The sequence below is a fragment of the Streptomyces sp. CB09001 genome (genome assembly GCF_003369795.1).
GTDB lineage: Bacteria > Actinomycetota > Actinomycetes > Streptomycetales > Streptomycetaceae > Streptomyces.
This window is the reverse complement of the sequence record NZ_CP026730.1, coordinates 5,193,818-5,219,707: the sequence shown is the minus strand read 5'-3', so window position 1 is coordinate 5,219,707 and position 25,890 is coordinate 5,193,818. Positions and strand designations below refer to the sequence as shown.

General features: G+C 71.9%; 25 protein-coding genes and 1 riboswitch. Of the genes, 9 read left to right on the top strand and 16 right to left on the bottom strand.

Features of this window, described 5'->3' with window-relative positions:
• Nucleotides 1–38: 38 nt before the first annotated feature.
• From C4J65_RS24455 to C4J65_RS24445, 3 genes are all read right to left on the bottom strand, one after another.
• Entirely contained in the window at nucleotides 39–836 is a 798-nt protein-coding gene (locus tag C4J65_RS24455) for an enhanced serine sensitivity protein SseB C-terminal domain-containing protein (RefSeq protein ID WP_115744321.1), read from the bottom strand.
• 194 nt (nucleotides 837–1,030) lie between these two features.
• Nucleotides 1,031–1,798: an enhanced serine sensitivity protein SseB gene (locus C4J65_RS24450; protein ID WP_115744320.1), complete on the bottom strand. Its 768-nt coding sequence runs from the start codon at nucleotides 1,796–1,798 to the stop codon at nucleotides 1,031–1,033.
• Nucleotides 1,799–1,880: 82 nt separating this feature from the next.
• The gene (locus C4J65_RS24445; RefSeq protein WP_115744319.1) at nucleotides 1,881–2,549 is read right to left on the bottom strand and encodes an AAA family ATPase; all 669 of its coding nucleotides are present in this window, start codon (nucleotides 2,547–2,549) and stop codon (nucleotides 1,881–1,883) included.
• A gap of 177 nt (nucleotides 2,550–2,726) precedes the next feature.
• A riboswitch (glycine riboswitch) is annotated at nucleotides 2,727–2,820 on the top strand.
• A gap of 155 nt (nucleotides 2,821–2,975) precedes the next feature.
• On the opposite strand from C4J65_RS24445, the gene gcvT reads away from it, so the two are divergent.
• The 6 genes from gcvT (at nucleotide 2,976) to C4J65_RS24415 (ending at nucleotide 10,187) form a co-directional block, all read left to right on the top strand.
• Nucleotides 2,976–4,094: a glycine cleavage system aminomethyltransferase GcvT gene (gene gcvT / locus C4J65_RS24440; protein ID WP_115744318.1), complete on the top strand. Its 1,119-nt coding sequence runs from the start codon at nucleotides 2,976–2,978 to the stop codon at nucleotides 4,092–4,094.
• Nucleotides 4,095–4,256: 162 nt separating this feature from the next.
• On the top strand, nucleotides 4,257–4,634 hold the full coding sequence (gene gcvH, locus C4J65_RS24435; protein WP_115744317.1) for a glycine cleavage system protein GcvH: 378 nt from the start codon (nucleotides 4,257–4,259) through the stop codon (nucleotides 4,632–4,634).
• A gap of 14 nt (nucleotides 4,635–4,648) precedes the next feature.
• A complete protein-coding gene (gene glyA / locus C4J65_RS24430; protein WP_115744316.1) occupies nucleotides 4,649–5,911 on the top strand; it encodes a serine hydroxymethyltransferase in 1,263 nt (420 codons plus the stop codon).
• Between the two features lie 100 nt (nucleotides 5,912–6,011).
• Nucleotides 6,012–7,379 (top strand): L-serine ammonia-lyase, encoded by a 1,368-nt coding sequence (locus tag C4J65_RS24425; protein WP_115744315.1) that lies wholly within the window; start codon nucleotides 6,012–6,014, stop codon nucleotides 7,377–7,379.
• A 141-nt stretch (nucleotides 7,380–7,520) separates the two neighbouring features.
• On the top strand, nucleotides 7,521–8,945 hold the full coding sequence (locus C4J65_RS24420; protein ID WP_115744314.1) for a PLP-dependent aminotransferase family protein: 1,425 nt from the start codon (nucleotides 7,521–7,523) through the stop codon (nucleotides 8,943–8,945).
• A gap of 276 nt (nucleotides 8,946–9,221) precedes the next feature.
• Nucleotides 9,222–10,187 (top strand): aldo/keto reductase, encoded by a 966-nt coding sequence (locus C4J65_RS24415; RefSeq protein ID WP_115744313.1) that lies wholly within the window; start codon nucleotides 9,222–9,224, stop codon nucleotides 10,185–10,187.
• A 227-nt stretch (nucleotides 10,188–10,414) separates the two neighbouring features.
• On the opposite strand, the gene C4J65_RS24410 is transcribed toward C4J65_RS24415, so the two are convergent.
• Nucleotides 10,415–11,149 carry a D-Ala-D-Ala carboxypeptidase family metallohydrolase gene (locus C4J65_RS24410; protein WP_054102043.1) on the bottom strand — a complete coding sequence of 245 codons (735 nt, stop codon included), beginning with the start codon at nucleotides 11,147–11,149 and terminating at the stop codon, nucleotides 10,415–10,417.
• 179 nt (nucleotides 11,150–11,328) lie between these two features.
• On the opposite strand from C4J65_RS24410, the gene C4J65_RS24405 reads away from it, so the two are divergent.
• Nucleotides 11,329–11,886, top strand: coding sequence for a glycoside hydrolase family 25 protein (locus tag C4J65_RS24405; RefSeq protein WP_115744312.1), 558 nt, complete (start codon nucleotides 11,329–11,331; stop codon nucleotides 11,884–11,886).
• Between the two features lie 8 nt (nucleotides 11,887–11,894).
• Here C4J65_RS24405 and C4J65_RS24400 read toward each other — a convergent pair whose 3' ends face one another.
• From C4J65_RS24400 to C4J65_RS24390, 3 genes are all read right to left on the bottom strand, one after another.
• Complete coding sequence (locus C4J65_RS24400) at nucleotides 11,895–12,584, bottom strand: NAD(P)-binding domain-containing protein (protein WP_275898186.1); 690 nt, start codon at nucleotides 12,582–12,584, stop codon at nucleotides 11,895–11,897.
• A gap of 144 nt (nucleotides 12,585–12,728) precedes the next feature.
• The gene (locus tag C4J65_RS24395; RefSeq protein ID WP_003973534.1) at nucleotides 12,729–12,941 is read right to left on the bottom strand and encodes an EF-hand domain-containing protein; all 213 of its coding nucleotides are present in this window, start codon (nucleotides 12,939–12,941) and stop codon (nucleotides 12,729–12,731) included.
• A gap of 48 nt (nucleotides 12,942–12,989) precedes the next feature.
• On the bottom strand, nucleotides 12,990–13,904 hold the full coding sequence (locus C4J65_RS24390; RefSeq protein ID WP_115744310.1) for a MerR family transcriptional regulator: 915 nt from the start codon (nucleotides 13,902–13,904) through the stop codon (nucleotides 12,990–12,992).
• Between the two features lie 48 nt (nucleotides 13,905–13,952).
• On the opposite strand from C4J65_RS24390, the gene C4J65_RS24385 reads away from it, so the two are divergent.
• Entirely contained in the window at nucleotides 13,953–14,594 is a 642-nt protein-coding gene (locus C4J65_RS24385) for a GNAT family N-acetyltransferase (RefSeq protein ID WP_115744309.1), read from the top strand.
• 16 nt (nucleotides 14,595–14,610) lie between these two features.
• On the opposite strand, the gene C4J65_RS24380 is transcribed toward C4J65_RS24385, so the two are convergent.
• From C4J65_RS24380 to C4J65_RS24360, 5 genes are all read right to left on the bottom strand, one after another.
• Nucleotides 14,611–15,225: an ADP-ribosyltransferase gene (locus tag C4J65_RS24380; RefSeq protein WP_115744308.1), complete on the bottom strand. Its 615-nt coding sequence runs from the start codon at nucleotides 15,223–15,225 to the stop codon at nucleotides 14,611–14,613.
• 97 nt (nucleotides 15,226–15,322) lie between these two features.
• Nucleotides 15,323–15,826: an ATP-binding protein gene (locus tag C4J65_RS24375; protein WP_162833332.1), complete on the bottom strand. Its 504-nt coding sequence runs from the start codon at nucleotides 15,824–15,826 to the stop codon at nucleotides 15,323–15,325.
• A gap of 305 nt (nucleotides 15,827–16,131) precedes the next feature.
• Nucleotides 16,132–16,899 (bottom strand): enoyl-CoA hydratase-related protein, encoded by a 768-nt coding sequence (locus tag C4J65_RS24370; protein ID WP_115744306.1) that lies wholly within the window; start codon nucleotides 16,897–16,899, stop codon nucleotides 16,132–16,134.
• A gap of 44 nt (nucleotides 16,900–16,943) precedes the next feature.
• A complete protein-coding gene (locus C4J65_RS24365; RefSeq protein WP_240330645.1) occupies nucleotides 16,944–18,104 on the bottom strand; it encodes an Ig-like domain-containing protein in 1,161 nt (386 codons plus the stop codon).
• Between the two features lie 198 nt (nucleotides 18,105–18,302).
• Entirely contained in the window at nucleotides 18,303–19,553 is a 1,251-nt protein-coding gene (locus tag C4J65_RS24360) for an Ig-like domain-containing protein (RefSeq protein ID WP_115744304.1), read from the bottom strand.
• A 155-nt stretch (nucleotides 19,554–19,708) separates the two neighbouring features.
• Between C4J65_RS24360 and glgX the strand changes: the two genes are divergently transcribed.
• The gene (glgX, locus tag C4J65_RS24355; protein WP_162833331.1) at nucleotides 19,709–21,991 is read left to right on the top strand and encodes a glycogen debranching protein GlgX; all 2,283 of its coding nucleotides are present in this window, start codon (nucleotides 19,709–19,711) and stop codon (nucleotides 21,989–21,991) included.
• A 39-nt stretch (nucleotides 21,992–22,030) separates the two neighbouring features.
• Here the strand turns inward: glgX and C4J65_RS24350 are convergent, their stop codons facing one another.
• The 4 genes from C4J65_RS24350 to C4J65_RS24335 form a co-directional block, all read right to left on the bottom strand.
• Nucleotides 22,031–22,765, bottom strand: a complete 735-nt coding sequence (locus C4J65_RS24350; RefSeq protein ID WP_275898167.1) for a response regulator transcription factor — start codon at nucleotides 22,763–22,765, stop codon at nucleotides 22,031–22,033.
• The gene (locus C4J65_RS24345) at nucleotides 22,755–24,008 is read right to left on the bottom strand and encodes a sensor histidine kinase (protein ID WP_205351057.1); all 1,254 of its coding nucleotides are present in this window, start codon (nucleotides 24,006–24,008) and stop codon (nucleotides 22,755–22,757) included. Before C4J65_RS24345 ends, C4J65_RS24350 begins: the two co-directional genes overlap by 11 nt.
• Nucleotides 24,009–24,071: 63 nt before the next feature.
• Complete coding sequence (locus tag C4J65_RS24340; RefSeq protein ID WP_115744301.1) at nucleotides 24,072–24,821, bottom strand: ABC transporter permease; 750 nt, start codon at nucleotides 24,819–24,821, stop codon at nucleotides 24,072–24,074.
• Nucleotides 24,818–25,720 (bottom strand): ABC transporter ATP-binding protein, encoded by a 903-nt coding sequence (locus C4J65_RS24335; protein WP_162833330.1) that lies wholly within the window; start codon nucleotides 25,718–25,720, stop codon nucleotides 24,818–24,820. Before C4J65_RS24335 ends, C4J65_RS24340 begins: the two co-directional genes overlap by 4 nt.
• Nucleotides 25,721–25,890 lie beyond the last annotated feature (170 nt).

Sequence of the window (25,890 nt, the reverse complement as noted above, 5' to 3'; positions counted from 1 at the left end):
ATCGCCTCTTCCGACGGGGAAGACGGACCCCGCCGCCGTCAGTACCGGCTACCGGCCGGAGGGTATCCGTACCCGCCCGCCGGTGCCTGGGCGGGGGCCGCCGCGTGGGCCTCACGGTCGTAGAACGGGCGCGCGTTGGCGCGCAGCCACAGGGCGACCGGGTCGTGGGCGTCGGTCATCGCCACCGTCGACACCGGCAGCCCGTCCGGTACCGCGCCGACGGACTGCTGCATCATCGCGCGCACCGCGTCGACGGCCGGCGGAGAGGTGTCGTACACGTCCAGGCCGATGGCGAGGTACGGCGCTCCCAGCGCCGGCTGCACCCAGGCACGGCGCAGCGCACGGACCGCCGGGGTGCGGTGGGCGTTCTGCGCGAGCAGGGCGTAGAACTGGGGGATCTCGATGGCCGGTTCGGACAGCCGCAGGGGCCCGGCGGGCTGGCGGTCCAGGCCGGAGGCGATGCGGCGCAGGTCGAGCCAGGGGATGCCGACGCCGCCGCCGGGGGCGTGCGGGTTGAGCCACAGGCCGTAGTGGTCCGGGTAGAGGGCGCGGGCGACCTCCAGGCCGTCGACCACTTCGTACGAACGGTTCCAGCCGCTGGCCGAGAGCTCCTGGGCGGAGGTCACGCAGGGCGCGTAGCCGTAGCCCTCGACGTCCATGTTCCCGTACTGGGCGTCCGGGGAGCCGGCCTGGCCGTGCCACAGCAGCATCCAGACCTGGCCGGAAGTGGGGGTGGCGAGGGCGCGCAGCAGGGCCTCGTAGGCGTCGTAGCGCCCGGGCGTCACCTGGCGCAGCATGTGCTCGACCTGTCCGGTCGTGGTGCCGCTGGCGCTCACGCGTATCGCCCCTTCGAGAAGTTCCCCCGGTGTGGGGACCAGCTTAAGGCTCCGCCGGGTGCGGGGGGCCTTCCAGCTCGGGGTGTGCTGCCGTCTTGCGGGTGCAGGTGCGTCGTGGCTTGTCGCGCCCACGCGGCGGAGCCGCACATGTCACAGCCCCGCGCCCCTTTCGGGGCGCTCACCCTGACCGGCGTCTACAAGTCCCGCTCGTAGAAGGGACGGACCCTTTCCCGCATCCAGTCGCAGACCGGGTCCTGGGCCGCTTCCAGGAGGACCAGGTTGACCTGCCATTTCAGGGGGGACTTGGCGAGGGCTCGGCCGAGGGCGTCCAGGGGGAGGGCGCGGGCGTCGTCCTCCCAGTGGGTCAGTTCGACGCCGACGAACAGGACCGGGTCGGCGGTCTCGACGGCGGCCAGGCAGCGGCGCGCGCTGCGTACGACGCCGGTGGCGGCGAACTCGGCGGAGGCCGCGGCCAGGAAGTCCACCGGGTCGTCCTGCCAGTCCGGCTCGAAGAGGCGGACCCGGCCGCCGGAGGAGGGCCCGTCCAGCGGGGTGCGCCCGGCCCGGCACAGCTCGGCCACGGCGGGCGGCGGCAGCGGGATGCCGACCACGCCCTCCGGGTTCACCGCGATGCCGACCTGCGGGGGCAGGCCGCGGGCGAACTCCGCGGCGGGGGCGACGGTGTACGCCATGTGCGCGCCCGCGACCTGGCGAAGCTGTTCCTCCGAGCTGAACACCGGCACGTAGGCCTGGCCGTCGATCTCCAGCGACGGCAGGTCGAGGGGGCCGCTGTGCGGGCCGCCGCCGTTCGGCAGGGGGATCCACAGGAAGCTGCGGCCGAGGACCTCCACGATCCGGCCGCCGGCCGACGGGATGCCGAGGGAGGCGGACAGCACCTCCTCCAGCTCGTTGCCTGGCCACCCGCCGTGCGGGTGGGGGTGCGTCTGTGCCGGGAAGTCCATCTGCCTACCTACCGCCTGCTGCCTGGTACCGCCGTTCGTGGCTGAAAGGCTAACCCGTTCGGCCCCGGAGCCCTACCGTGCGTCACCCCGTGAAGGCGATCCGCCGCAGGGTGTCGGCCGCCGCCCGGTCGAGGACGACCGCCGAGGAGCAGCCCGCGGGCAGGGCGCCTTCGGTCACCGCGCGCAGCAGGCGGGAGTTGGCCGTGCGGTGCCGCAGGAACGCGTACCGCGAGACGCCCCGGCCGCGCTCGCGCTGGCCTGCCAGGGCCTCGCCGGGAGCGACGTCGAGGAGCAGCAGGTGCAGCGTGCCGTCCCGGCGGCGGGCCTCGCGGGCCAGCCAGCCGCGCACCCAGGCCTGGGTGCCGCAGTCGTGCACGACGACGCCCTCGCCGGAGCGCAGCGCGCGGCGCAGTCCGGCGTAGTGGGCGAGGCGGACGAGGGGGCGGTAGAGCGTGTACGGCAGGAGGCGCGGCATGCGCCGGTCCCAGCGGTCGCGGGTGTCCTGGGAGTCGACGCGGCCACCGCGCACGGTGCGCCGCATCAGCGTGGACTTGCCGCTGCCGGGCAGGCCGGTGATCACCACCAGGTCCCGGGGTCCGAAGAGCAGGGCGTGCGGGCTGCGGCCGTCGCGGTCCCTCAGGTCGCGGACGACGGGTGCGGTCAGTGGGGCGCATGCCTCGGGGGCCGGGGCGGTCGGCTGCTTGGGCAGCGCGAGTCCCGAGGTCGTGGCGTACGCCGTGGGCCTGTTCACCGTGATCGTCCTCCCCTGGGGCGGTACACGAGTACCTCCCCGTCGAGTGTAAAGAGAAGGTAATGCGCGGGTCTCGCGTTTTCGTTCGCTTACTGCCACAAGCCGGTTACAGATCACGGTCTGCCACGGATCGCCCGGGCGTGCAATGATGGCGGCGCCAACTGCATACCGGCCGTTTGAATCCGCGCGGGAGAGTCCCCGGCCGCGCCGGGGCGCCGAAGGAGCAAGTCCCTCCCTTGAATCTCTCAGGCCCCGTTACCGCGCGGGCGAGGCACATCTGAAAAGCGGGCCGCCCCCGACGGCGGTCCCACCCAAGGTGCAAGCCCTGATCGCCGTACTCCGGTGGCCGTGGCGAACCTCTCAGGTTCCGATGACAGATGGGGAGGACCGACCTCGCCCCGTCCTGTCCTGGGAGACGACCGACCGATGAGCAGTACCGAACCGCGCCGTACCGCGCTGGATGCCACGCATCGCGCGCTGGGCGCGACGATGACCGACTTCGCCGGCTGGGACATGCCCCTGCGCTACGGCTCCGAGCGCGAGGAGCACGTCGCGGTGCGCACCCGCGCCGGTCTCTTCGACCTCTCGCACATGGGCGAGATCACCGTCACCGGCCCGCAGGCGGCCGAGCTGCTGAACTTCGCGCTGGTCGGCAACATCGGCACCGTGAAGCCGGGCCGGGCCCGCTACACCATGATCTGCCGCGAGGACGGCGGCATCCTGGACGACCTGATCGTCTACCGGCTCGGTGAGACCGAATACATGGTCGTTGCCAACGCCTCCAACGCCCAGGTCGTGCTGGACGCGCTGACCGGGCGGGCGGCCGGCTTCGACGCCGAGGTGCGCGACGACCGCGACGCCTACGCGCTGCTCGCCGTGCAGGGCCCCGAGTCCCCGGCCATCCTCGCGTCGCTCACCGACGCCGACCTGGACGGCCTGAAGTACTACGCCGGTCTGCCCGGCACGGTCGCCGGCGTCCCGGCGCTGATCGCGCGCACCGGCTACACCGGCGAGGACGGCTTCGAGCTGTTCGTGAAGCCGGAGCACGCGGTCGAGCTGTGGCAGGCGCTGACCAAGGCGGGCGAGGGCGCGGGACTGGTCCCGTGCGGTCTGTCCTGCCGGGACACGCTCCGCCTGGAGGCGGGCATGCCGCTGTACGGCAACGAGCTGTCGACCGCGCTGACCCCGTTCGACGCCGGTCTGGGCCGGGTGGTGAAGTTCGAGAAGGAGGGCGACTTCGTCGGGCGCGCCGCGCTGACCGAGGCCGCTTCCCGCGCGGAGCAGAACCCGCCCCGCGTCCTGGTCGGCCTGGTCGCCGAGGGCCGCCGGGTGCCGCGCTCCGGGTACCGGGTCGTCGCGGGCGGCGAGGTGATCGGCGAGGTCACCTCGGGCGCTCCGTCCCCGACGCTGGGCAAGCCGATCGCCATGGCGTACGTCGACGCGGCGCACGCGGCCCCGGGGACCGAGGGCGTCGGCGTGGACATCCGTGGCAGTCACGAGCCGTACGAGGTCGTGGCGCTGCCGTTCTACAAGCGCCAGAAGTAGACACTGGGCGGCACCGGCCCCCTGTGTCCCCGGCAGGGTCGGCCGCCCGTGTCCCCCGGCGGCGTCGGCCGCCCGTGTCCCCGGCGGCATCGGCCCCGTGCGACGTACCGCCCCACCACCCCCTTCACCAGCCACTTCCTCGCGTACAGGAGAATTCAGGCCATGAGCAACCCCCAGCAGCTGCGCTACAGCAAGGAGCACGAGTGGCTGTCGGGCGCCGAGGACGGCGTCTCGACGGTCGGCATCACGGAGCACGCGGCCAACGCGCTCGGTGACGTCGTCTTCGTGCAGCTTCCCGAGGTCGGCGACACGGTGACCGCGGGCGAGACCTGCGGCGAACTGGAGTCGACCAAGTCGGTCTCCGACCTGTACTCCCCCGTCTCCGGCGAGATCGCCGAGGTCAACGAGGACGTCGTCAACGACCCGTCGCTGGTGAACAGCGCCCCCTTCGAGGGCGGCTGGCTGTTCAAGGTGAAGGTCACGGACGAGCCCGCCGACCTGCTCTCCGCCGACGAGTACACCGCCTTCGCCGGCGCCTGAGGAGTCACGATCGCATGTCGCTTCTGAACACACCCCTGCACGAGCTGGACCCGGACGTCGCCGCGGCCGTCGACGCCGAGCTGGACCGCCAGCAGTCCACCCTCGAGATGATCGCCTCCGAGAACTTCGCCCCGGTCGCGGTCATGGAGGCCCAGGGCTCGGTCCTCACCAACAAGTACGCCGAGGGCTACCCCGGCCGCCGCTACTACGGCGGCTGCGAGCACGTCGACGTGATCGAGCAGATCGCCATCGACCGGGTCAAGGCGCTCTTCGGCGCCGAGCACGCCAACGTGCAGCCGCACTCGGGCGCCCAGGCCAACGCGGCCGCGATGTTCGCGCTGCTCAAGCCCGGCGACACGATCATGGGTCTGAACCTCGCCCACGGCGGGCACCTGACCCACGGCATGAAGATCAACTTCTCCGGCAAGCTCTACAACGTCGTCCCCTACCACGTCGGCGACGACGGCCAGGTCGACATGGCCGAGGTGGAGCGCCTGGCCAAGGAGACCAAGCCGAAGCTGATCGTGGCGGGCTGGTCCGCCTACCCGCGGCAGCTGGACTTCGCCGCGTTCCGCAAGGTCGCGGACGAGGTCGGCGCGTACCTGATGGTCGACATGGCGCACTTCGCCGGTCTGGTCGCGGCGGGCCTGCACCCGAACCCGGTGCCGCACGCCCACGTGGTCACCACCACCACCCACAAGACCCTGGGCGGCCCCCGCGGCGGTGTGATCCTCTCCACGGCCGAGCTGGCCAAGAAGATCAACTCCGCCGTCTTCCCCGGTCAGCAGGGTGGACCGCTGGAGCACGTGGTGGCCGCGAAGGCCGTCGCCTTCAAGGTCGCCGCGAGCGAGGACTTCAAGGAGCGCCAGGGCCGTACGCTGGAGGGTGCCCGCATCCTCGCCGAGCGCCTGGTGCGGGACGACGCGAAGGCGGCGGGCGTCTCCGTCCTGACCGGCGGCACGGACGTCCACCTGGTCCTGGTGGACCTGCGCGACTCCGAGCTGGACGGGCAGCAGGCCGAGGACCGTCTCCACGAGGTCGGCATCACGGTCAACCGCAACGCCGTCCCCAACGACCCGCGTCCGCCGATGGTGACCTCCGGTCTGCGCATCGGTACGCCGGCCCTGGCGACCCGCGGCTTCACCGCCGAGGACTTCGCCGAGGTCGCGGACGTGATCGCCGAGGCGCTGAAGCCGTCCTACGACGCGGAGGCCCTCAAGGCCCGGGTGAAGACCCTGGCCGACAAGCACCCGCTGTACCCGGGTCTGAACAAGTAGACACCGCACCCGAGGGGTGGGACGCCGCATCCGCCACAAGCGGCCGGGCGCCCCGCCCCTCGGCACCCCCTCCGCACCACCCCCGTTCTGAGGAGTCCCCGTGGCCATCTCGGTCTTCGACCTGTTCTCGATCGGCATCGGCCCGTCGAGCTCGCACACGGTCGGCCCGATGCGCGCGGCCCGCATGTTCGCCCGTCGCCTGCGCAACGAGGAGCTGCTGGACTCCGTCGCCTCGGTCCGCGCCGAGCTGTACGGCTCGCTCGGCGCCACCGGCCACGGCCACGGCACCCCCAAGGCGGTGCTGCTCGGCCTGGAGGGCGACTCGCCGCGCACGGTGGACGTGGAGACGGCGGACGCCCGTGTCGAGACGATCAGGACGTCCGGCCGCATCAGCCTCCTCGGCGAGCACGAGATCGCCTTCTCCTACGACGACGACATGGTCCTGCACCGCCGCAAGACCCTCCCGTACCACGCCAACGGCATGACCCTGTGGGCGTACGACGCCGAGGGCGCCGAGGTGCTGACCAAGACGTACTACTCGGTCGGCGGCGGCTTCGTCGTCGACGAGGACGCGGTCGGCGCGGACCGCATAGTCCTCGACGACACCGTCCTGAAGTACCCCTTCCGCACCGGCGACGAGCTGCTGCGCCTGACCCGCGAGACGGGCCTGTCCATCTCCGCCCTGATGCTGGAGAACGAGCGTGCCTGGCGCGACGAGGACGAGATCCGCGCGGGCCTGCTGGAGATCTGGCGGGTGATGCAGGCGTGCGTCGAGCGCGGCATGACCCGCGAGGGCATCCTGCCGGGCGGCCTGAAGGTCCGCCGCCGGGCCGCCAACACCGCGCGCAAGCTGCGCTCCGAGGGCGACCCGCAGGCCCTGGCCATGGAGTGGATCACGCTCTACGCGATGGCCGTGAACGAGGAGAACGCGGCCGGCGGCCGGGTCGTCACCGCCCCGACCAACGGCGCGGCCGGCATCATCCCCGCGGTCCTGCACTACTACGTGAACTTCGTGCCCGGCGCCGACGAGGACGGCGTGGTCCGCTTCCTCCTCGCCGCCGGCGCCATCGGCATGCTCTTCAAGGAGAACGCCTCCATCTCCGGCGCCGAGGTCGGCTGCCAGGGCGAGGTCGGCTCCGCCTGCTCGATGGCGGCCGGCGCCCTCGCCGAGGTCCTGGGCGGCTCCCCGGAACAGGTGGAGAACGCCGCCGAGATCGGCATGGAGCACAACCTCGGCCTCACCTGCGACCCGGTCGGCGGCCTCGTCCAGATCCCCTGCATCGAGCGCAACGGCATGGCCGCGGTCAAGGCCGTCACGGCGGCCCGGATGGCGATGCGCGGCGACGGCTCCCACAAGGTCTCCCTCGACAAGGTCATCAAGACCATGAAGGAGACCGGCGCCGACATGTCGGTCAAGTACAAGGAGACGGCGCGGGGCGGGCTCGCGGTGAACATCATCGAGTGCTAGGCGGATGGGCCCTGACCCGTGCGCACAGCAGGTCGACACCCTCCTTTCACGTGGCCGGATCAACTGCCCAGGCAGTTCGTGCGATCGGGGCGTCCGCGGAAAGGAGGGCTGGGACATGGCACCCGGGTAGCATGAGCCGCCATGCGGCAGGACCAAAAAAGTCTGGCTTGGAGCACCCTGCTGGAAGTCGACGGCCAGCCCGAGGGGCCCCTGCACCGCAAGCTATGCGGAGCACTCCGCTCCGCTGTAGTCGCCGGCCGTATCCTGCCCGGGAGCGCCCTACCGCCAAGTCGAGTGCTGGCCGGAGACCTGGGTTGTTCCCGTTGGGTGATCACCGAGGCATACGCCCAGCTCATCGCCGAGGGCTATCTCGAGGCCCGCAGTGGCTCAGCAACCAGAGTGCGTGCCACGGCGGTACCGAATCAGGGCCGGCCCCGCTCGAACCCACAGGTCTCCGTGCCGGTCGAGTTCGAGATGCTGCCAGGCATGCCGGACCTACGGACGTTTCCTCGAAAGCGGTGGGCGGACGCGGTGCGGGAGGTGACCGCATCAATCGCTTCCGCGGATCTCGGTTATCCGGATGTCTTCGGCCATCCGCGGCTGCGTGAGCGGCTGGCCGCATATCTCGTGCGGGGGCGGGGAGCGGACGTCTCCGCCGACAACGTGATCGTGTGCGACGGAACCCTGGACGGGGTCGTTCGGCTGTGTCGTGCGCTGCGGTCGGCGGGACACACCCATGTGGCCGTGGAGGATCCGGGATGGTCGCGGCTGTCGTCCGCGGTGTCCACCGTCGGTCTGACGCCCGTCCCCGTGGAGGTCGACCGCGACGGTCTGCGCATCGATCGGTTGCGGGCGAGCACTCGGACGCGGGCGGTCATCGTGGCGCCCGCCCATCAGTTTCCGACCGGCACGGTACTGACTCCCGCCCGTCGTGCCGAACTCCTGCGCTGGGCGCGTGAGGTCGACGGGTTGGTGATGGAGGACGACTACGACGCGGAGTTCCGCTACGACCGCCGTCCCATCGGCACTGTCCAAGGGATGGACAGTGCCCGCGTGGTACTCATGGGATCGCTGAGTAAAACGCTTTCCCCGGCTCTTCGGATCGGCTGGGTGGTTGCCCCGCCGCGCTGGGCCGAGGCGCTTCGCGACGCGGCGGTCGCTGTTACGCCACCACCAGTCATCGATCAGCTCGCGTTCGCGGCGTTCCTGGACGCGGGCTGGTACGACGGCCATATACGGGCATCGCGGCTGAGGTATCGCGGCCGCCGTGACCTCCTGCTCACGGAGATGGCATCGACGCTGCCCGACCTCGAGATCTCCGGCGCCGCGGCCGGCTTCCACTTGCTGCTCCACCTCAACGATTGCGATGCCGCGCAGGCCGTGCGCCGGGCGGCGCGGCTCGGGCTGCGCTTGGTGGACCTGGATCAGTACCGGATGAGCGCACGCACGGGCCCGCCCGCCCTGGTGCTCGGGTACGGCAATCTGTCGGACGCCTCCGTGCCTGAAGCCGTACGCCGACTGGCAGAAGCCGTACGAGGCAAGGGCACTGGGACGTCCCGCGGCTGACGGGTGTCCCGCTTACCCAGTCGTCGTGCGGCCTTCTCCGAGGGGCCGCTTGTCGGGCCGGGTCGCCACGGTGCCGCGCACGACGCGTTGCCGCGGGCTCACCCGCCCGGCGCAGAACACCGGCGCCGGACCACAAGGGCAATTGGCCTGGATTTCCGGCCTGCGATCGGACTGGGACTCCATACCGATTGGCGCCTAGGTTTTCAGTGCAGTCCGGCGGCTCGGCGTGAGAGGTCCGCAGGCTCCATGTCCCGTACGGCCCGAAGGAGAAACACCATGTTGCGACGGAGTATCGGAGGCCCGAGTGGTCCCGCGGTCAGCGCACTCTGCCTGGGGACGCTGCCCTTCGGCAGCACCGTGGACGAGCGCACGTCCTTCGCCATTCTCGACCGCTTCGTCGAGGCGGGAGGGAGCCTCATCGACACCTCGAACAACTACGTCTTCTGGCTTCCGGGGAGTACGGGGGACGAGAGCGAGACCACGGTGGGCCGATGGCTGGCCGACCGAAAGCTGCGTGAGGAAGTGGTGATCTCCACGAAGTTCGGCGGGCGCCCCACCGTACCCGGGAGCGGACTGGAGACCGCCGAGGGCCTGTCCGCACCCGTGGTGCGCAAGGCGGCGCAGGAGAGCCTGCGCCGCCTGGGCACGGACCGTATCGATCTGTACTGGTCGCACGTCGAGGACCGGACCGTCCCGCTCGAGGAGACTCTCGGCGCCCTGAACGCACTGGTCTCCGAGGGCCACGTGGGCGTGCTGGGCGCCTCCAACCACCCGGCCTGGCGCGTCGCGCAGGCCAGAGCCGTAGCCGAGGCCAACGGCTGGGCGAGCTACAGCTGCGTGCAGCAGAGGTACTCCTATCTCCAGCCCCGGTTCGACGTCGCCCTGCCCGAAGCCAGCCACGTCCATGTGACGCCGGAGATGCTGGACTACGTGGGCAGCGAGCCGGATCTGACGCTCATGGCCTATTCCACCCTCCTGTTCGGCGCCTATACCCGCGATGACAAACCGCTGTCGGTCGCCTACGACCACCCTGGTACCGCGCCCCGACTGGCGGTGCTGCGCGAGGTGGCGTCCGAACTGGGTGCCACGCCCAGCCAGGTGGTGCTGGCATGGCTTCTCCACGGCACCCCTCCGGTGATTCCCATTGCAGGCGTCAGTTCCGTCGGGCAACTCGACGAACTGCTCGCCGCTGTGGACCTGCGTCTGGAACCCGAGCAGCGGGAACGCCTCGACCGTGCCTGACGGTCCGCCCCCCTACCGACTTCCGAAAGAGTCCGCCGCCATCGCCGCCCCCGCGCCGAGGCCGGCCGTCGCCTTGCTCCTCGAACTCATCGCACCCCTCCCGCTGCCGGACCCCGGCAGGGCGCCGTGGCCCGGTGCGCGCCGCCGGCCGGAGCGCCGGCGGCACGAGGATTGTCAACGGGAGGCGAACGGAGCGGAACTCAGAGGTTTCGAGGGTGGCCGGTGGATCAGATGCCGCAGTTCGGGGCCGACCAGTACGGCGACGGGTCGAAGGCCACGTGGGTGTGGTCGTTGTGGCCGGGGTAGCCCGGGCCGAGGATCTCCGAGAAGCCGTGGGTCCTGGCCTGCTGGGCGAGCCGGCAGAAGCTGGGCGAGCCGGTCAGGTCGGCGGCGTCGCCGTAGAGGTGGCGGCTGGTGGACGAGCCGCCGACCGCGCTGTTGCAGGCGCGGGAGCGGAAGCCGCTGGAGATGGTGATCGGCACGTCGCCGAGGGCGTGCCGCATGGCCTCCAGCTTCCACATGGTCTTCAGCGCGTTCGACTTGGCCGTGGCGGCGGAGACCGCGCCGCCCGACCAGTCGGAGTTGCACTTGTTGAGCTCCGCGTAGGTGAAGTGGACGGGGGTGCAGTCCGCGTCCTGGAGGGCGTAGATCTTGCTGAAGGTCGCGGGGCCCGCGACGCCGTCCGCGGCCAGCCCGTAGGCGGACTGGAACTTCTTGACGGCGGCGGCGGTGCGGGCGCCGTACTGGCCGTCGTAGGAGAGCCGCTCGCCCGAGGTGACCCAGCCGGCGACGCGGATCTGGAGCTGCGTCACGTCGCTGCCGGAGGAGCCCTGGGAGAGGGTGCGGTTCCAGCTGTAGCAGGAGTCGGCGTGCGCGGTGCCGGCGGTGGCGCCGAGACCGACTACCGCGCCAGCCATGAGCATGACAAATGAGAGAAGGAGTCGTGACACGCGTCTGAACATCCCGGCCTCCCGACCGTCGAGTCGTCCGTGAACCGGAGCCCAGCGTGGGGCACCGCGCTACGCGCGTCAATGGCGCCCGGGGGAAGGGAAGCCGACATTTCCGCTTCGCGCGGGGATCGCCCGTGTCATCGTGGGGAATAACCAACTCCCGTCCCCCCACAGCCTCTCAGGGAGGCCCCATGCTGCGTGGCATCGATGTCAGCGCCTACCAGTCCTCCAGCTACGACACGGACGGCCTGTCCTTCGTCTTCGTCAAGGCGACGGAAGGCCGTTCGTACGTCAACCCCAAACTCGCGGCCCAGACGGAGCGGGCCCGCGACGCCGGACTGGCCGTCGGCTTCTACCACTTCCTGTGGCCGGGCAACCTGGCCGCCCAGGCCGAGTACTTCGTCTCCAAGGCGCCGGACCGCAAGGGCGACATCCTCGCCGTCGACTGGGAGACGAACGGCGAGGGCACGCACCCGAGCAACGCGGAGAAGGACAGCTTCATCAGGAAGGTGAAGGCGTTGCGGCCGGACAACCGGGTCATCCTCTACTGCAACCGGCATTTTTGGCTGAACGTCGACAGCACCTCGTACGCCGGTGACGCCCTCTGGATCGCCGACTACGTCTCGGCGGGCAAGCCGCGCATCCAGGCTAAGTGGCGCTTCCACCAGTACACCGACGACCCGGTCGACACCAACGTGGCGGACTTCGCGAGCAGGGCGGCGCTGAAGGAGTGGGCCCAGAGCGCCTGACGGCGGCGTCAGCCCCGGAAGGCCGCGGGCCGCTCCGGGGACGCCTCGGCCAGCGCCCTGGCGACGCCGTCGACGCCCTCGCGCAGGCCGTAGACCGGGGTGTCCGGCTGCTGGCGCCAGGAGTCGTCGATGCCGCCGGCGTCGACGGTGTCGAAGCCCAGTTCGTCGATCAGGGTGCGGACCTTCGCCTTGGCCGCCTCGTCGTCGCCGGCCACCGGGAGGGCCAGGCGGTCGGGCGCGCCGGCCGGACGGGGCCGGTCGAGGATGTCCTGGGCGTAGGTGCCGTTGAAGGCCTTGATCACCGGGTGGCCGAGGTGGCGTTCGGTCCAGCGGCTCTCGGTGCGGCCCTCGTCCTCGATGCCCGCGATCCTGCCGTCCCGCTGCTGCGGGTAGTAGTTGCCGGTGTCGATGACCGCGACGCCCTCCGCCGCCCCGTCGAGGACACCCGACGGCAGGTCCGGGACCCGCTTCAGCGGGATGGTGACGACCACGATCTCGGCGCCCCGCGCCGCCTCCTCCACCGGTACCGGGGTGGCGCCGGTCTCCTCGGCCAGCGCGGTGAGCGTGTGCGGCCCGCGCGAGTTGGCGACCGAGACGTCGTGTCCGAGGGCGGTGAGCCGCCGGGTGAGGTTGCCGCCGATGTTGCCCGCGCCGATGATGCCGATCTTCATGATGCTGACTCCCCTGGCCCTTCGGATGTGGTGTCTTCCTGGTGGGAACCAGCAACCTCCGAGCCGTGCGGGCTATTCCGCCGTCGCCCCGCCTTCACTCCCCCGCAGCAACCCGCGGGGACGGCGAAGGGGCGCCCGCCGGACGACCGCCGGGCGCCCCTCATCGTGCCGCTACTTGTTCAGGTGGGCCCAGAACTCGTCGAACGACAGCTGCTTGTCGCCGTCGAGGTCGCGGCCGGCGATGATCGCCTCGGCCACCGACTCGGTGACGTTCCAGTCGCCGCCCTGGGCGAGCGCGGTCTTGAACTCGGCCGCGGTGATGAGGCCGTCACCGTCCGTGTCGATCCGCTCGAACTGCTTGCGTGCTTCCTCGATGTCGGCCACCGGTCCGCCCCTCGTTCCGTGCATTGGGTCCATCTGACGCAGGTCAGATTAACCGGCCGTCCGAGCGCCCAGCGCGGCGACCACCCACCTGAACTGCTCCTCGTGGGCGGAGGGCGGCTCCAGGCCGTTCACGATCGCCGACAGTTCCCGGTAGCGGGCGAGCCGGACGTTGGTCACCGCGGTCAGGCGTTCGAGTACGACGGCCGGGTCGGCGTCGCCGATCAGCTCGCGCACGATGCCGGCGGCCCGCGGCGAGTCCGGTGCCACGCCGTCGCGCAGCGCCTCACCGGCGAGCTGGACCATGCGGCTCACGAACCAGAGCGAGGAGCTGGTGGGCACGTCCGCTCCCCGGTCCGCGGCGTTGAACTCGATCATCCGGCGCATGGTGACCCGGAACTCCGGGTCCTGGATCAGCTCGGCCAGCTCCACCCAGGCGTCCACCTGTTCCGGGGTGGGGTCGTCGGGCAGGTCGGCGGCGGCGAAGCGCAGGCGGGTGCGGATGTCGGGGTCACCGGGGTCGACGCCGGCGAAGACCTCGGCCATGAAGTCCTCGATGATCCGGCGGCGTTCGGTGGTGGACAGTCGCGCCAGCTTGTTCATGAGCGTCATCTCCTCTGCGGTCGAGCCGCGTCGCGCCACGGTGGACAGCACCGCGCGGGTCACCCTCAGGGCGCTGATCTGCGCGTCCAGGGCGCTCACGTGCGCCTCCGCGATCTGCGCGACCGTGGTCTCGCCGGTCAGCACACGGCGTACGGCGTCCAGACCGAGGCCCAGTTCGCGCAGGGTGCGGATCAGCTCCAGGCGGGCGGCGGACGCGGCGTCGTAGAGCCGGTAGCCGCCCGCGGAGCGGGCGTGCGGGGGCAGGGCGCCCTCGTCGGACCAGTAGCGGATGGTGCGTACCGGAAGTCCGGTGGTGCGCGCCAGTTCGCCGATGGTCATGAGGCCGGTGCCGTCGTCGGTCATGTCTGGGAGTCTGTGCCTTCCAGTGGGTGGAGACTCAAGGAGCGCGGTGTGGCGGAGAGCCTGCGGGAGATTCTGGACGCGGCGGCGCGGGGCGTGTTCCCGCCGGCGGACGGCGGGACGAGCGTCGTGCCGCAGCACGGCGTCCGGGACGCGGGGGTGCTCGCCTTCACGGCGCACTCGGTCGTCTTCACCGACGACGTGGAGGAGGGGTGGGTGCGCAAGACGCTGGCGTCGCTGGGGTGCGATCCCCTGGCCGCCACGATGAACGCCCGGTTCCTGACGGCCTTCGCGGACCGCACGGGGCGTACGACGGACACGATCGACGTGCTGCTGACCGGTGCGCCGCTGCCCGGGCGGCCGGAGGTGGCGTTGGAGGAGGTGGCCGATCCCGGGCATCCCCGGGTGGTCGCGGCCCGGCGGCGGCGCGACGGGGTGCGGGTGTGGGCGGCGGACGGCGGGGTGCTGGTGCTGGGCCGCGGGGTCGGCGGGCGGCTGGAGGTCGCCGTGGAGGTGGCGGAGGGCGCCCGGCACCGGGGGCTGGGGCGGCTGCTGGTGACGGCGGCGCGGCAGCTGGCCGGGGGTGAGCCGGTGTGGGCGCAGGTGTCGGCGGGGAACGCCCGCAGTCTGCGGGCGTTCCAGGCGGCGGGTTACCGGCCGGTGGGGTCGGAGGCACTGTTCCTGCGCCCCTGAGCGGGGGTGACCGGTGTCAGTGCCAGGGCTGGTAGTGCGGATTGCTCTCGCAGTCGCTCATGATCTCGGTCTTGGTCTGCCGGTCGACGGGGCAGACGCCGATGATGTACTTCCGCTGGATGCCGCCGGGGAAGGCGACCTCGACCTGGTCGGCCCACTTGTGGGTGTCGCCGATGGTCTTGTTGACGTCGATGCCGCCGGGGGCGTCGATGTAGTAGTTGTAGCCGGACTTGTACCAGGTCTTGTAGAGGTCGTGGTCGTAGGTCGTCGAGACGAACGGCGAGGGCTGGTTGACCAGGACGTACTTCTCGACGTCGTACTGTCCGTTCTCGACGTCCTTGGCGTGGAAGCCCTCTTCGAAGACGACCTGGGGGCCGCGGCTGTCGCTGCGGTAGAGGGTGCCGCAGGTGGTGCGCCAGACCGGCTCGGGCGTGATGCGGTCGACGTCGACGCCCCGGTCGGCGGCGGCCTTGGTCTTGTCGTCGAACTGGGGGCAGGCCGGGGCGGCCTTGGCGGGGGCGGCCGAGGGGGCCGTGGCGGCACCGGGGGCGGTGGCGGCGGTGGTGGCGAGGACCGCGGAGAGCGACAGGACGGCGGCGGCGGTCCGTCGGCGCAGGCGAGTGGTGATCATGCGGATACGATCCCGGCTGCGGAGCGGTGCGTTCCGGATTCTCACCCGTAGGTGGCGTGTCCGGTGAACGGGGTTGCTTTCCGGGGCAGATGGGCTCTCAGCGGTCCACGACCCGCATCTCGAACCACGTGGTCTTCCCGCGCGGCAGCAGATCGACCCCCCACCGGTCGGAGAGCGTGTCGACGAGGAAGAGTCCACGCCCGCTGATGTCCGTCTCCTGCACCGGCATCAGGCAGGGCAGCCCCCGGGAGGGGTCGCGGACCTCGACCCGGATCCAGCCCGGGCGGCGGCGCATGTGGAGGCCGAAGACCCGGGCACCGGTGTGGCGTACGGCGTTGCCGACCAGTTCGGAGACGAGCAGGACGGCATCCTCCGTGACCTTGGGACCGAGCTGCCACTGACGCAGGGCGACGACCTGGGCCAGCCTGCGGGCGGTGGCGGCGGACTCGGGCCGGGAGGGTAACGGAACTTCGCGCTCCGTCGGGTTGCCGAACAGGTCCAGCGCCTTGAGTGCGCGCTCGTCCTCGACCGCCGGCGACCAGCGCGCCGCGGTCGCCCGTCCGGCTCCCCGCGGCTGTTCCGTACCATCCAGCCCCGCCATGCCCCCATCATGGCCGCCCCCGGGGGCCTCCGGGGCCGTTCCCGGGGAATACGCCTCCGCGGGAGCCCGGCCGGAGGACGGTCGATCGGCATATGCCACAGGCAGTTCGGGGCCGGAAACGGCCCCGGTGACCTGCGCGAACGGCTCGGCCGGAGACAAGCGACGAACTCCCTCGACAAGGCGCGCTTAATGGTGCGTTAAGGCTGCCATAAACCGCCCCATCGAGGGACCCGGATCAGACATCGCGTCAATTGCAAGTGGTACAACGCGACTTCGGATGAAACTTGTACTTCTTGCGGGGGTGTTCAGAGGAACTTGGCCTTGCCGGGGCCCTCTTCCACGAAGCTGCGCATCCCGCGCTCGCGGTCCTCGGTGGCGAACAGGCCCGCGAACCAGTTGCGCTCGACGGCGAGGCCGGTCTCGATGTCCGTCTCGAGGCCCGTGTCGATCGCCTCCTTCGCCGCGCGCAGCGCGATGGCGGGGCCCTTGGCGAGCCGCGCGGCCCAGGCGTGCGCCTGCGCGTAGACCTCGGCGGCCGGGACCACCCGGTCCACCAGGCCCAGCGCCAGCGCCTCGTCGGCCTTCACCTGGCGGCCGGTGAAGATCAGGTCCTTGGCCCTGGAGGGGCCGACCAGCCGGGACAGCCGCTGGGTGCCGCCCGCGCCGGGGATCAGGCCGAGCAGGATCTCGGGCTGGCCCAGCTTGGCGTTCTCCCCCGCGATGCGGAAGTCGGCGCACAGGGCGAGTTCGCAGCCGCCGCCCAGCGCGTAGCCGGTCACCGCCGCGACCACCGGCTTGGGGATGCGGGCCACCGCCGTGAAGGAGTCCTGGAGGGCGCGGGACCGCGCGACCATCGCCGCGTGGTCCATCACCTGCATCTCCTTGATGTCCGCGCCCGCCGCGAACACCTTCTCGCCACCGTGGATCACCACGGCGCGCACGTCCTCGCGCCGGGTGATCTCCTCGGCCAGCTCCTTCAACCGGTCCTGGGTGGCGACGTCCAGCGCGTTCATCGGCGGGCGGTCCAGGCGCAGCGTTCCGACGCCTTCGGCGACTTCGAGATGTACGGTCATGCCCCGCAGGTTAGCGGGCGTTCACTCGCCGCGGCAGCCGCCCCTCAGGCCTTCCACTTCTCCCAGGACATGTTCCAGCCGTTGAGCCCGTTGTCGGGGGCGATGGTGGCGTCCTCGGAGTTCTTGACCACGACCACGTCGCCGATGATCGAGTTCTCGAAGAACCAGCGGGCCGGCGCACCCTTGTCCCAGCCGCCGCGCACGTCGCGCAGGCCGATGCAGCCGTGGCTGGAGTTGCGGTTGCCGAAGGCGTCGCCGCCCCAGTAGTTGCCGTGGATGAAGGTGCCGGAGGTGGACAGGCGCATGGCGTGCGGCACGTCCTTGATGTCGTACTCGCCGCCGTAGCCGACGGTCTCGCCGTTCATGCGGGTCACCGCGAGCCGCTCGGTGATGACCATCTGGCCGTTCCAGGTCTCGTAGCCCGGTGCGCCGGTGGTGACGGGAATGGTCTTGAGGGTCTTGCCGTCCCGCACGACCTTCATCGTGTGCTTCTTGGCGTCCACGACGGAGACCTGGCTGCGGCCGACGGTGAAGGAGACGGTCTTGGCCTGCTTGCCGTAGACGTCCTCGCGGCCCTCGACGCCGTCGAGGTTGAGGTCGACGGTGACCTTGGTGCCGGCCTTCCAGTACTTCTCGGGGCGGAAGTCGAGGCGGTCGTTGCCGAACCAGTGGCCCTCGACCTCGACGGCCGGCTCGGTCTTGACGGTGATGGCCTTCTCGACGTCCTCCGGGTTGGTGATGCCCCGGGTGAAGCGGACCGAGAACGGCATGCCGACGCCGACCTTCGAGCCGTCCTCCGGCGTGAAGGTGCCGACGAAGGTGTTCTTCGGCGTCAGGGTGGTGAAGCGGGAGTCCTCGGCGGCGGTGCGGCCCTCGGAGTCCTTGGCGACCGCGTGCACGCTGTACGTGGTGGCGGCGGCCAGGTGGGTGGACGGCGTCCAGGCGGCGCCGTCCCCGGTTATCCTCCCGTCGACCTTCGTGCCCTTGCCGTCCTTGACGACGACCTCGGTGAGCCTGCCCTTCGCGGCGCCGACCTTCAGGGCGCCGCTGGTGTCGACGGCCTTGGCCCCGTTCTCGGGAGCGATGGTGACGACGGCCTCGGACTGCTCGCTCTGCGCCGCGGTGGCGTCCTTGGCCTTGTCCCCCTTGCCGTCCCCGGCCCCCGAGCCCGAGCCGCCCCCACCGCATGCGGTGACGGTCAGCATCAGCAGCCCGAGTACCGCCCCCGCTATCGGACGCACGTTCACCTTGTTCTCCCCTCGCCGGGCCTGGTCGGGCCCGCGCCCCAGTGCGCCCGCGCGCGCACCGGCGCATCGTAACCGCAGGCCAGGGGGTTGAGGGTCAGGTGAATTGTCACCGTTCCGTACCGAGTTGGCGGCCGGGCGCCGAAGGACGCCCCGGCGTCACCTCACCGCGCTGCCCGCCTTCCATTCCTTCCACTTCATGTTCCAGCCGCCCAGCCCGTTGTCGGGGGCCACGGTCTTGTCCTTGCTGTGGACCACCTCGACGACGTCGCCGATGAGGCTGCGGTCGAAGAACCAGCCGGCCGGGGTGTCGGAACCGCCGCCCTTGTCGTCGCGCAGTCCGACGCAGCCGTGGCTGACGTTGGCCCGGCCGAAGGTGTCGGCGGGCGCCCAGTAGTTGCCGTGCAGGAAGGTGCCCGAGCTGGTCAGCCGGATGGCGTGCGGGACGTCGGGGATGTCGTACTCGCCGCCGAAGCCGACCGTGCGGCTGTTCATGCGGGTGACCTCGAGCATCTCGGTGATCACCATCCGGCCGTTGTAGGTGGGCGTCGTCGGCGCGCCCGCGGTGATCGGCACGGTGGCCAGCAGTGTGCCGTCCCGGCGCACCTGCATGGTCCGCTCGACCGCGTCGACGCGGGAGACCTGGCTGCGGCCGACGGTGAAGGAGACCTTCTTGTGCTGGAGCCCGTAGACCCCCTTCGCACCCTCGACGTCCCGCAGGTCCAGGTCGACGGTGACCTCGGTGCCGGGCTTCCAGTACTCCTCGGGGCGGAAGTCGAGGCGGTCCTTGCCGAACCAGTGCGGACGGATCTCGGTGGCGGGCTCCGCGGTGACGGTGACGGCGCGTTCGACGGCGGCGCGGTCGGTGATCTCCCGGTTGAACTCCAGTGAGACGATCATGCCGGTGCCGACGACCGAGCGGTTCTCGGGGGCGACGTAGGCGATGAAGCGTTCCTCGGGGACCTTGGTGGTGAACGTGGTGTGCCGGGCCGAGCGGTGTCCGCCGCCGTCCAGGGCGACGGCGTCGACGGTGTACTTGGCGGCGAGGGCGAGCCGGTCGTCGTCGGGCCGCCAGCTCAGGCCGTCCTCGGAGATCCGGCCGGGCACCGGGGTCTCCTGCGCGTCCTGCGACCGGACGACCTTCACCGACTCCAGGCGCCCGTCGGGCACCCGCACCGACAGCTTCTTCTCCGGCGCGACGGCCTTGCTTCCGTCGTCCGGGGTGACGCGGATGACGTCCTCGGCGGCGGGTTGCTTGCCGAACATCTCGCCGATGCCCGAGCCGATGCCGGAACCGATGCCGCCGCCGTCCGAGGTGCATCCGGCGGCCCCGGCCAGCAGTCCTGCCCATGTCAGTAGGGCGGCCAGAGCCGCGCCCGCGCGCCGTGCGCGCCCGTGTACGTGCCTCACATCCACCCGTAACGACCGGTCGACCCTGGGGAAACGTGAGTGCGAGCCACCCGGTGGGCAGAACTGTGTGGAGGACGACGCGACGGGGAGCAGCGGCCGGGACGCCGCGCGCCCTCCTGCCGGACGTCGTTCCACGAGCCGTGGGAGGCCGACAGGTGTCCAGCGCAGCCGAGCGGGAGGCGGTGCCCGGGGAACGGGCCGCCGCGGACGGGCACCCCGCCGTCGTGGTCAATGGCGCGCGGCGCGCCGCTCCGCCGCCCGCCGTGCCGGCCCGGCCGGGCACCCCGGTGCCGCTGGGCGCCCGGTTCCGGACCGGCCCGGACCAGGTGGCGGGGACCAACTTCGCCCTGTGGGCGGGCGGGGCGGAGGCGGTGGAGCTGTGTCTGTTCGACGGGCCGGGACCCGGCGCCAGGGAGAGCCGGGTGCGGCTGACCGAGCTGACGCACGAGATCTGGCACGGCTTCGTGCCGGGCGTCCGGCCCGGGCGGCGCTACGGCTACCGGGTGCACGGCCGCTGGGACCCCTGGACCGGCGCCCGCTGGAACCCGGCGAAGCTGCTCCTCGACCCCTACGCCCGCGCCGTGGACGGCGCCGAGGGGAATGACTACGGCGTGCTGCCGCCCGAGGTGTACGGGCACGTGCGCGACTGGCCGGAGCAGCGGGTCGCGGACACCGTGCGCGACGACCGGGACTCGGCGCCGTACGTCCCCAAGGGCGTCGTGGTCCACGACGACGCCACCGACGACGAATGGACGTACGACCGGCGGCCCAAGACGCCGTGGGCGGACTCGGTCATCTACGAGCTGCACGTGCGCGGCTTCACCAGGCTCCACCCGGACATCCCGCCCGAGCTGCGCGGCACGTACGCGGGCCTCGCCCACCCGGCGGCGATCGATCACCTGACGCGGCTGGGCGTGACGGCGGTGGAGCTGCTGCCGGTGCACCAGTTCGCGCACGAGAGCCATCTGCTGGAGCGCGGCCTGAAGAACTACTGGGGCTACAACTCGGTCGGCTACTTCGCCCCGCACGCCGCCTACGCCGCCTCCGGCACCACGGGTGAGCAGGTCGGCGAGTTCAAGCGGATGGTGCGCGCACTGCACGCGGCCGGCATCGAGGTGATCCTCGACGTGGTCTACAACCACACCGCGGAGGCGGGCGAACTGGGCCCGACGCTCTCCCTGAAGGGCATCGACAACCGCGGCTACTACCGCCTCCAGCCCGACGCCCGCCGGTACGCCGACTACACCGGCTGCGGCAACACCCTGCACGTGGTCCAGCCGCACGTGCTGCGGCTGATCACCGACTCGCTGCGGTACTGGGTCACCGAGATGGGCGTGGACGGCTTCCGCTTCGACCTGGCGGCGGCGCTGGCCCGCTCGATGCACGACGTCGACATGCTCTCGCCGTTCCTCGCGGTGATCGCGCAGGATCCGGTGCTGCGCCGGGTGAAGCTGATCGCCGAGCCGTGGGACGTGGGCTCGGGCGGCTACCAGGTGGGGGCGTTCCCGCCGCTGTGGACGGAGTGGAACGACCGGTACCGGGGCGCGGTCCGGGACTTCTGGCGGCACGCGCTGCCGGACGTACGGGAGATGGGGTACCGCCTGTCGGGCTCCAGCGACCTGTACGCGTGGGGCGGGCGCAGGCCCTACGCCTCGGTCAACTTCGTCACCGCGCACGACGGTTTCACGCTGCGCGACCTCGTGTCGTACGAGCGCAAGCACAACGAGGCCAACGGTGAGGGCAACCGGGACGGCACGGACGACAACCGGTCCTGGAACTGCGGCACGGAGGGCGAGACGGACGACGCGGAGGTGCGCGCGCTGCGGCGCCGCCAGCTGCGCAACCTGCTGACCACACTGCTGCTGTCCACCGGGGTGCCGATGCTGGTCGCGGGCGACGAGATGGGCCGCACCCAGCGCGGGAACAACAACGCCTACTGCCAGGACAACGAGACCGGCTGGGTGGACTGGAGCCTGCGGGACGATCCGGAGTGGCGCCCGCTGTTCGCGCTGGCCTCGCGGCTGATCGCGCTGCGCCACCGGCACCCGGTGCTGCGCCGCCGGGCGTTCTTCTCCGGCCGGGCGCACTCCGCGGACGGCCTGCGCGACCTGGCCTGGTTCACCGCGGGCGGCACGGAGATGACGGAGCGGGACTGGTACGCCCCCGCCGCCACCCTCGGCATGTACCTGTCCGGGCGGGACATCCCGGGCCGCGACGAGCACGGCGACCCGGTCGTCGACGACAGCTTCCTGGCCGTCCTGCACGCGGGCGGGGAGCCGGCCGGCTTCGTCCTGCCGGGCGCCCCGTGGGCGGAGCGGTACGAGGTGGTCGTCGACACCGGAAGGGAGGAGCAGGGCGGGGCACCGGGCACCGCGTACCCCGCGGAAACGGAGATCACGGTCCCGGCGCGGACGGTGCTGCTGCTGAGGGCGGGTTGAGCGGGGACGGGTCCCGAGCCGCGGCGAGCAGCGGGCGGTTCAGCCGAGGATGCCCCGGTCGTACGCCGTCGCGACGGCCGCCGCGCGGTCGTTCACGCCCAGCTTGGCGTAGAGGTGGGTGAGGTGGGTCTTCACGGTCGCCTCGCTGATGAACAGCTCCCGGGCGACCTCCTTGTTGGAGGTGCCGCGCGCCACCAGGGCGAGCACCTCGCGCTCGCGGGCGGAGAGGGCCTCGGCGCCGGGGGTCTTCGGAGCGCGGACGGCGGAGACCAGACGGGAGGCGACCGCCGGGGAGAGGACCGTGCGCCCCTGGGCCGCCGCGCGGACCGCGGTGAACAGGTCGTCGCGGGGCGCGTCCTTGAGGAGGTAGCCGGTCGCGCCGGCCTCGATGGCGGGCAGCGTGTCGGAGTCGGTGTCGTACGTGGTGAGCACGAGGACCTTCGCGCGGGCGCCGCGCCGGGTCAGCTCCCGGATGGCGTCCACGCCCGAACCGCCCGGCATCCGCAGGTCCATGAGGATCACGTCGGGGTCGAGCGCGGCGGCCCGTTCCAGCGCCTCGGCGCCGCCCGCCGCCTCACCGAGGACGCGGAAGCCGGGCGCGGACTCGAACATGCCGCGCAGGCCGTCGCGGACGACGGGGTGGTCGTCGACGACGAGGAGGGAGATCACGGCGTCATCGGTCGCGGTCTCGTCAGTCGCGGTCTCGTCGCTCGCGGTCTCGTCGCTCGCGGTCTCGTCGCTCGCGGCGTCATCGGTCGTGGCGTCATCGGTCATGGCGGACCAACGGTACGCGAGCCGAGACGGCCGTGCCGTGCCCCGGTTCCGCCTCCACCGTGAGCGATCCGGCGATGCGCTCGGCGCGGGCCCGCATGCCGTCGAGGCCGAAGCCGCCGCCCGGGGTGCACTCGCGCGGGGTCAGCGGGTCGAAGCCCCGGCCGTCGTCGCGGATGTCGAGGGTGACCTCGTCGCCCATGTAGGAGAGGGTGACGCCGACCCGGTCGGCGGCGGCGTGCCGGGCCGTGTTGGACAGGGCCTCCTGGGCGATGCGCAGGAGCGTCGCGGCGACCTCGTCGTGGAGGTGCTCGGCGGTGCCGGTGACGGTGAACCGGGCCTGCACGCCAGTGCGCCCGCCCCACTCGGCGACCGTCTTCTTCAACGCGTCCGGCAGTCCGTCGTCGGCCAGCGCGACCGGCGACAGGTTGTGCACGGAGCGGCGGGCCTCGCCGAGGCTGTGCCGGGCCAGGGCGAGGGCCCGGTCCAGGTGTTCCCGGCCCAGCGCCGGGTCCGGGGCGGCCGCCACGACCTGGAGCTGGGCGATGATGCCGGTCAGGCCCTGGGCGAGGGTGTCGTGGATCTCGGCGGCCAGCCGCCTGCGCTCGTCGGCGACCCCGGCCTCCCGGGCCTGCACGAGGAGCTGGGCGTGGAGGGCGGCGTTCTCGTCGAGGGCCTGCTGGAGGGCGGTGTTGGTGCGCTCCAGTTCGGCGATGGTCTCCACGCGGGCGCGGCTGCGGGCCTCCTCCAGCGCGGCGAAGTGCGCGAAGAGGGCCACCAGCATGCTGTTGACGGTCAGGATCGCGCCGAAGAGCACCCAGCCCATGACCCCGTTCGGCGGCAGCCCGCCGGACTGCGAACCCGCGAGGGTGACGGCGGTGGCGAACAGCCCGGCCTGGCACAGCCTGCGGGGCAGCAGGTACTGGGCGCCGAAGTAGCCGACTACCGCGTAGAAGGCGAACAGCGGGTTCAGCCAGGTGAGGGCGAAGCCGATGGCCCAGCGGACGGCGTAGTAGCAGGTGCCGGCCGTGGACGGCTCGGGGCGGGTGCGCGCCGCCCGGTTCCACCACAGTTGCAGCACGACGGCCGCGCCGATCAGTGCGCCGCTCGCCCGCCGCTCGCCGGTCGTCATGCCGATGGCGTCGGCGGCCGACCAGGCGACCAGCGTCCCGACGGCCAGCAGCGCGTACGGGCCCCAGCGGTGGAACGCCGCCCACCGCTCGTCGACCGCCGCCGTCCGCGTCATGGCGTCATTGTCGGACACGCGGCCGCCTTCCCCGCACACTCCCCCTCGCTCCGGTCACTCCCGTCACTCCCAGCGGAACCAGCGCGAGGCCGCCGCGGTGAGCAGCACCGTCCAGCCCACCAGCACCGCCAGGTGGGACCAGCCCGGCCAGTCGCCCGCCGCGGCCTCGTTGAGGGCCTGCGCGGCGGCGCCGAAGGGGGTCCAGCCCACGATCCGGCCCAGCACGTCCGGCATGGCCTGCACCGGCAGCCACACGCCCGCGCAGAACATCGCCGGGAACAGCGCCGCCGACCCGATCGCACCGGCGATCTTCGTGGTGCGGGACAGCGCGGACAGGACGGCGCCCAGGGAGAGCGCGGCGAGCACGGCGAGGAGCAGTGCCAGGAGGTAGCCGAGGGGCTGCTCGGGCAGGCCCACGTCGAAGGCGAGCCGCCCGACCGCGAGCGCGAGCAGCGCCGAGACCAGGGCGGCCGCGCCGCACACCACCATCTGGGCGGACAGCAGTGCCGCCGGGCGCACGGGCGTGGCGGACATCCGGCGCAGGATGCCCCGCTCGCGGTAGCCGGTGAGCACCTGCGGCATGCCCTGAAGGCCGCCCACGGTCAGGCCGAGCAGCACGGCCACCGGCACGTAGGCGTCGACCGGGCGCAGCCCGCCGAAGGAGGCGTCGGCCTCGCGGAAGGACGGGATGGAACCGAGGACCACCAGCAGCAGCGTCGGGAACACCAGCATCCAGAACAGGGCGCCCGGTTCGCGCCGGAACAGCCGCAGCTCGGTCCTCAGTACGGCGGTGTCGAAGACGTCGGTGGTCATGCGGGGGCCTCCGTGAGGTCGAGGAAGGCGTCGTCCAGCGTGGTGTCGGTGACCCGGAGCTGGTGGGCGGTGACGCGGGTGCGGGCGAGCAGCGTGATGACGGCGTTGACGGTCTCGTCCGTGCCGGACAGGGTGACGCGGCCGTCCCTGAACTCGGCGGAGGACAGTTCGGGCAGCGCGCGCAGGTCCGCCTCGTCCAGCGGCGCGGACGGGGTGAAGCTGATGACGGTGGCGCCCGCCGAGCGCCGGATCAGCCCGGCGGGGGTGTCCAGCGCGGCGATACGGCCCCGGTCGATCACCGCGATCCGGTCGCACAGCCGCTGGGCCTCCTCCATGAAGTGGGTGACCAGCAGGACGGTGATGCCGCCCGCGCGGATGTCCTCGATGAGCTGCCAGGTCTCCCGGCGGGCGCGCGGGTCGAGACCGGTGGTCAGCTCGTCCAGGACGACGACGCGGGGGGCGCCGACCAGCGCGAGCGCGATGAACAGGCGCTGCTTCTGGCCGCCGGAGAGCTTGGCGAAGCGGGTGTCCATCATCGGGCCGAGGCCGAGCCGCTCGGCGAGCGGACGCCAGTCGGCCGGTTTCGGGTAGAAGGCGGCGTACAGGTCCAGGGCTTCGCGGACGGTGAGCTTGGGCTGGATCTCGCTCTGCTGGAGCTGTGCCCCGAGGACCTCGGCGACCCGCCGGTGGTCGGCGACGGGGTCGAGGCCGGTGACCCGGACCCGGCCCGCGTCCGGGACGCGCAGTCCCTCGACACACTCCACGGTGGTGGTCTTGCCGGCGCCGTTGGGGCCGAGGACGCCGAAGATCTCGCCCTCCTCGACGGCGAAGGACACACCGTCGACGGCGGGACGGCCGCCGTAGGACTTGCACAGGTCGGTGACTTCGATGACGGGCATGACACCAGCGTCCCGGCGGCCGGGGGGCCGGCGCATCGGCCGACGCGCTCGAAGGCGCATCGGCCGATCGGTTGATGCTCCCCTACGACCCCGGAGGGGCCTCCGTACGACCCCGGCAGAGCCTCCGTACGACCCCGCCGCGCGCGAAAACTCGGTGGGCAGTGTCAGTG

Excerpts from the sequence above, each read along its gene's own strand:
- C4J65_RS24450 (WP_115744320.1), bottom strand. The coding sequence starts at position 1,798 with ATGGACTTCCCGGCACAGACGCACCCCCACCCGCACGGCGGGTGGCCA.
- gcvT (WP_115744318.1), top strand. The coding sequence starts at position 2,976 with ATGAGCAGTACCGAACCGCGCCGTACCGCGCTGGATGCCACGCATCGC.
- gcvH (WP_115744317.1), top strand. The coding sequence starts at position 4,257 with ATGAGCAACCCCCAGCAGCTGCGCTACAGCAAGGAGCACGAGTGGCTG.
- glyA (WP_115744316.1), top strand. The coding sequence starts at position 4,649 with ATGTCGCTTCTGAACACACCCCTGCACGAGCTGGACCCGGACGTCGCC.
- C4J65_RS24420 (WP_115744314.1), top strand. The coding sequence starts at position 7,521 with ATGCGGCAGGACCAAAAAAGTCTGGCTTGGAGCACCCTGCTGGAAGTC.
- C4J65_RS24415 (WP_115744313.1), top strand. The coding sequence starts at position 9,222 with ATGTTGCGACGGAGTATCGGAGGCCCGAGTGGTCCCGCGGTCAGCGCA.
- C4J65_RS24410 (WP_054102043.1), bottom strand. The coding sequence starts at position 11,149 with ATGTTCAGACGCGTGTCACGACTCCTTCTCTCATTTGTCATGCTCATG.
- C4J65_RS24405 (WP_115744312.1), top strand. The coding sequence starts at position 11,329 with ATGCTGCGTGGCATCGATGTCAGCGCCTACCAGTCCTCCAGCTACGAC.
- C4J65_RS24390 (WP_115744310.1), bottom strand. The coding sequence starts at position 13,904 with ATGACCGACGACGGCACCGGCCTCATGACCATCGGCGAACTGGCGCGC.
- C4J65_RS24380 (WP_115744308.1), bottom strand. The coding sequence starts at position 15,225 with ATGATCACCACTCGCCTGCGCCGACGGACCGCCGCCGCCGTCCTGTCG.
- C4J65_RS24375 (WP_162833332.1), bottom strand. The coding sequence starts at position 15,826 with ATGGCGGGGCTGGATGGTACGGAACAGCCGCGGGGAGCCGGACGGGCG.
- C4J65_RS24370 (WP_115744306.1), bottom strand. The coding sequence starts at position 16,899 with ATGACCGTACATCTCGAAGTCGCCGAAGGCGTCGGAACGCTGCGCCTG.
- C4J65_RS24365 (WP_240330645.1), bottom strand. The coding sequence starts at position 18,104 with ATGCTGACCGTCACCGCATGCGGTGGGGGCGGCTCGGGCTCGGGGGCC.
- C4J65_RS24350 (WP_275898167.1), bottom strand. The coding sequence starts at position 22,765 with ATGACCGATGACGCCACGACCGATGACGCCGCGAGCGACGAGACCGCG.
- C4J65_RS24345 (WP_205351057.1), bottom strand. The coding sequence starts at position 24,008 with ATGACGCGGACGGCGGCGGTCGACGAGCGGTGGGCGGCGTTCCACCGC.
- C4J65_RS24340 (WP_115744301.1), bottom strand. The coding sequence starts at position 24,821 with ATGACCACCGACGTCTTCGACACCGCCGTACTGAGGACCGAGCTGCGG.
- C4J65_RS24335 (WP_162833330.1), bottom strand. The coding sequence starts at position 25,720 with ATGCCCGTCATCGAAGTCACCGACCTGTGCAAGTCCTACGGCGGCCGT.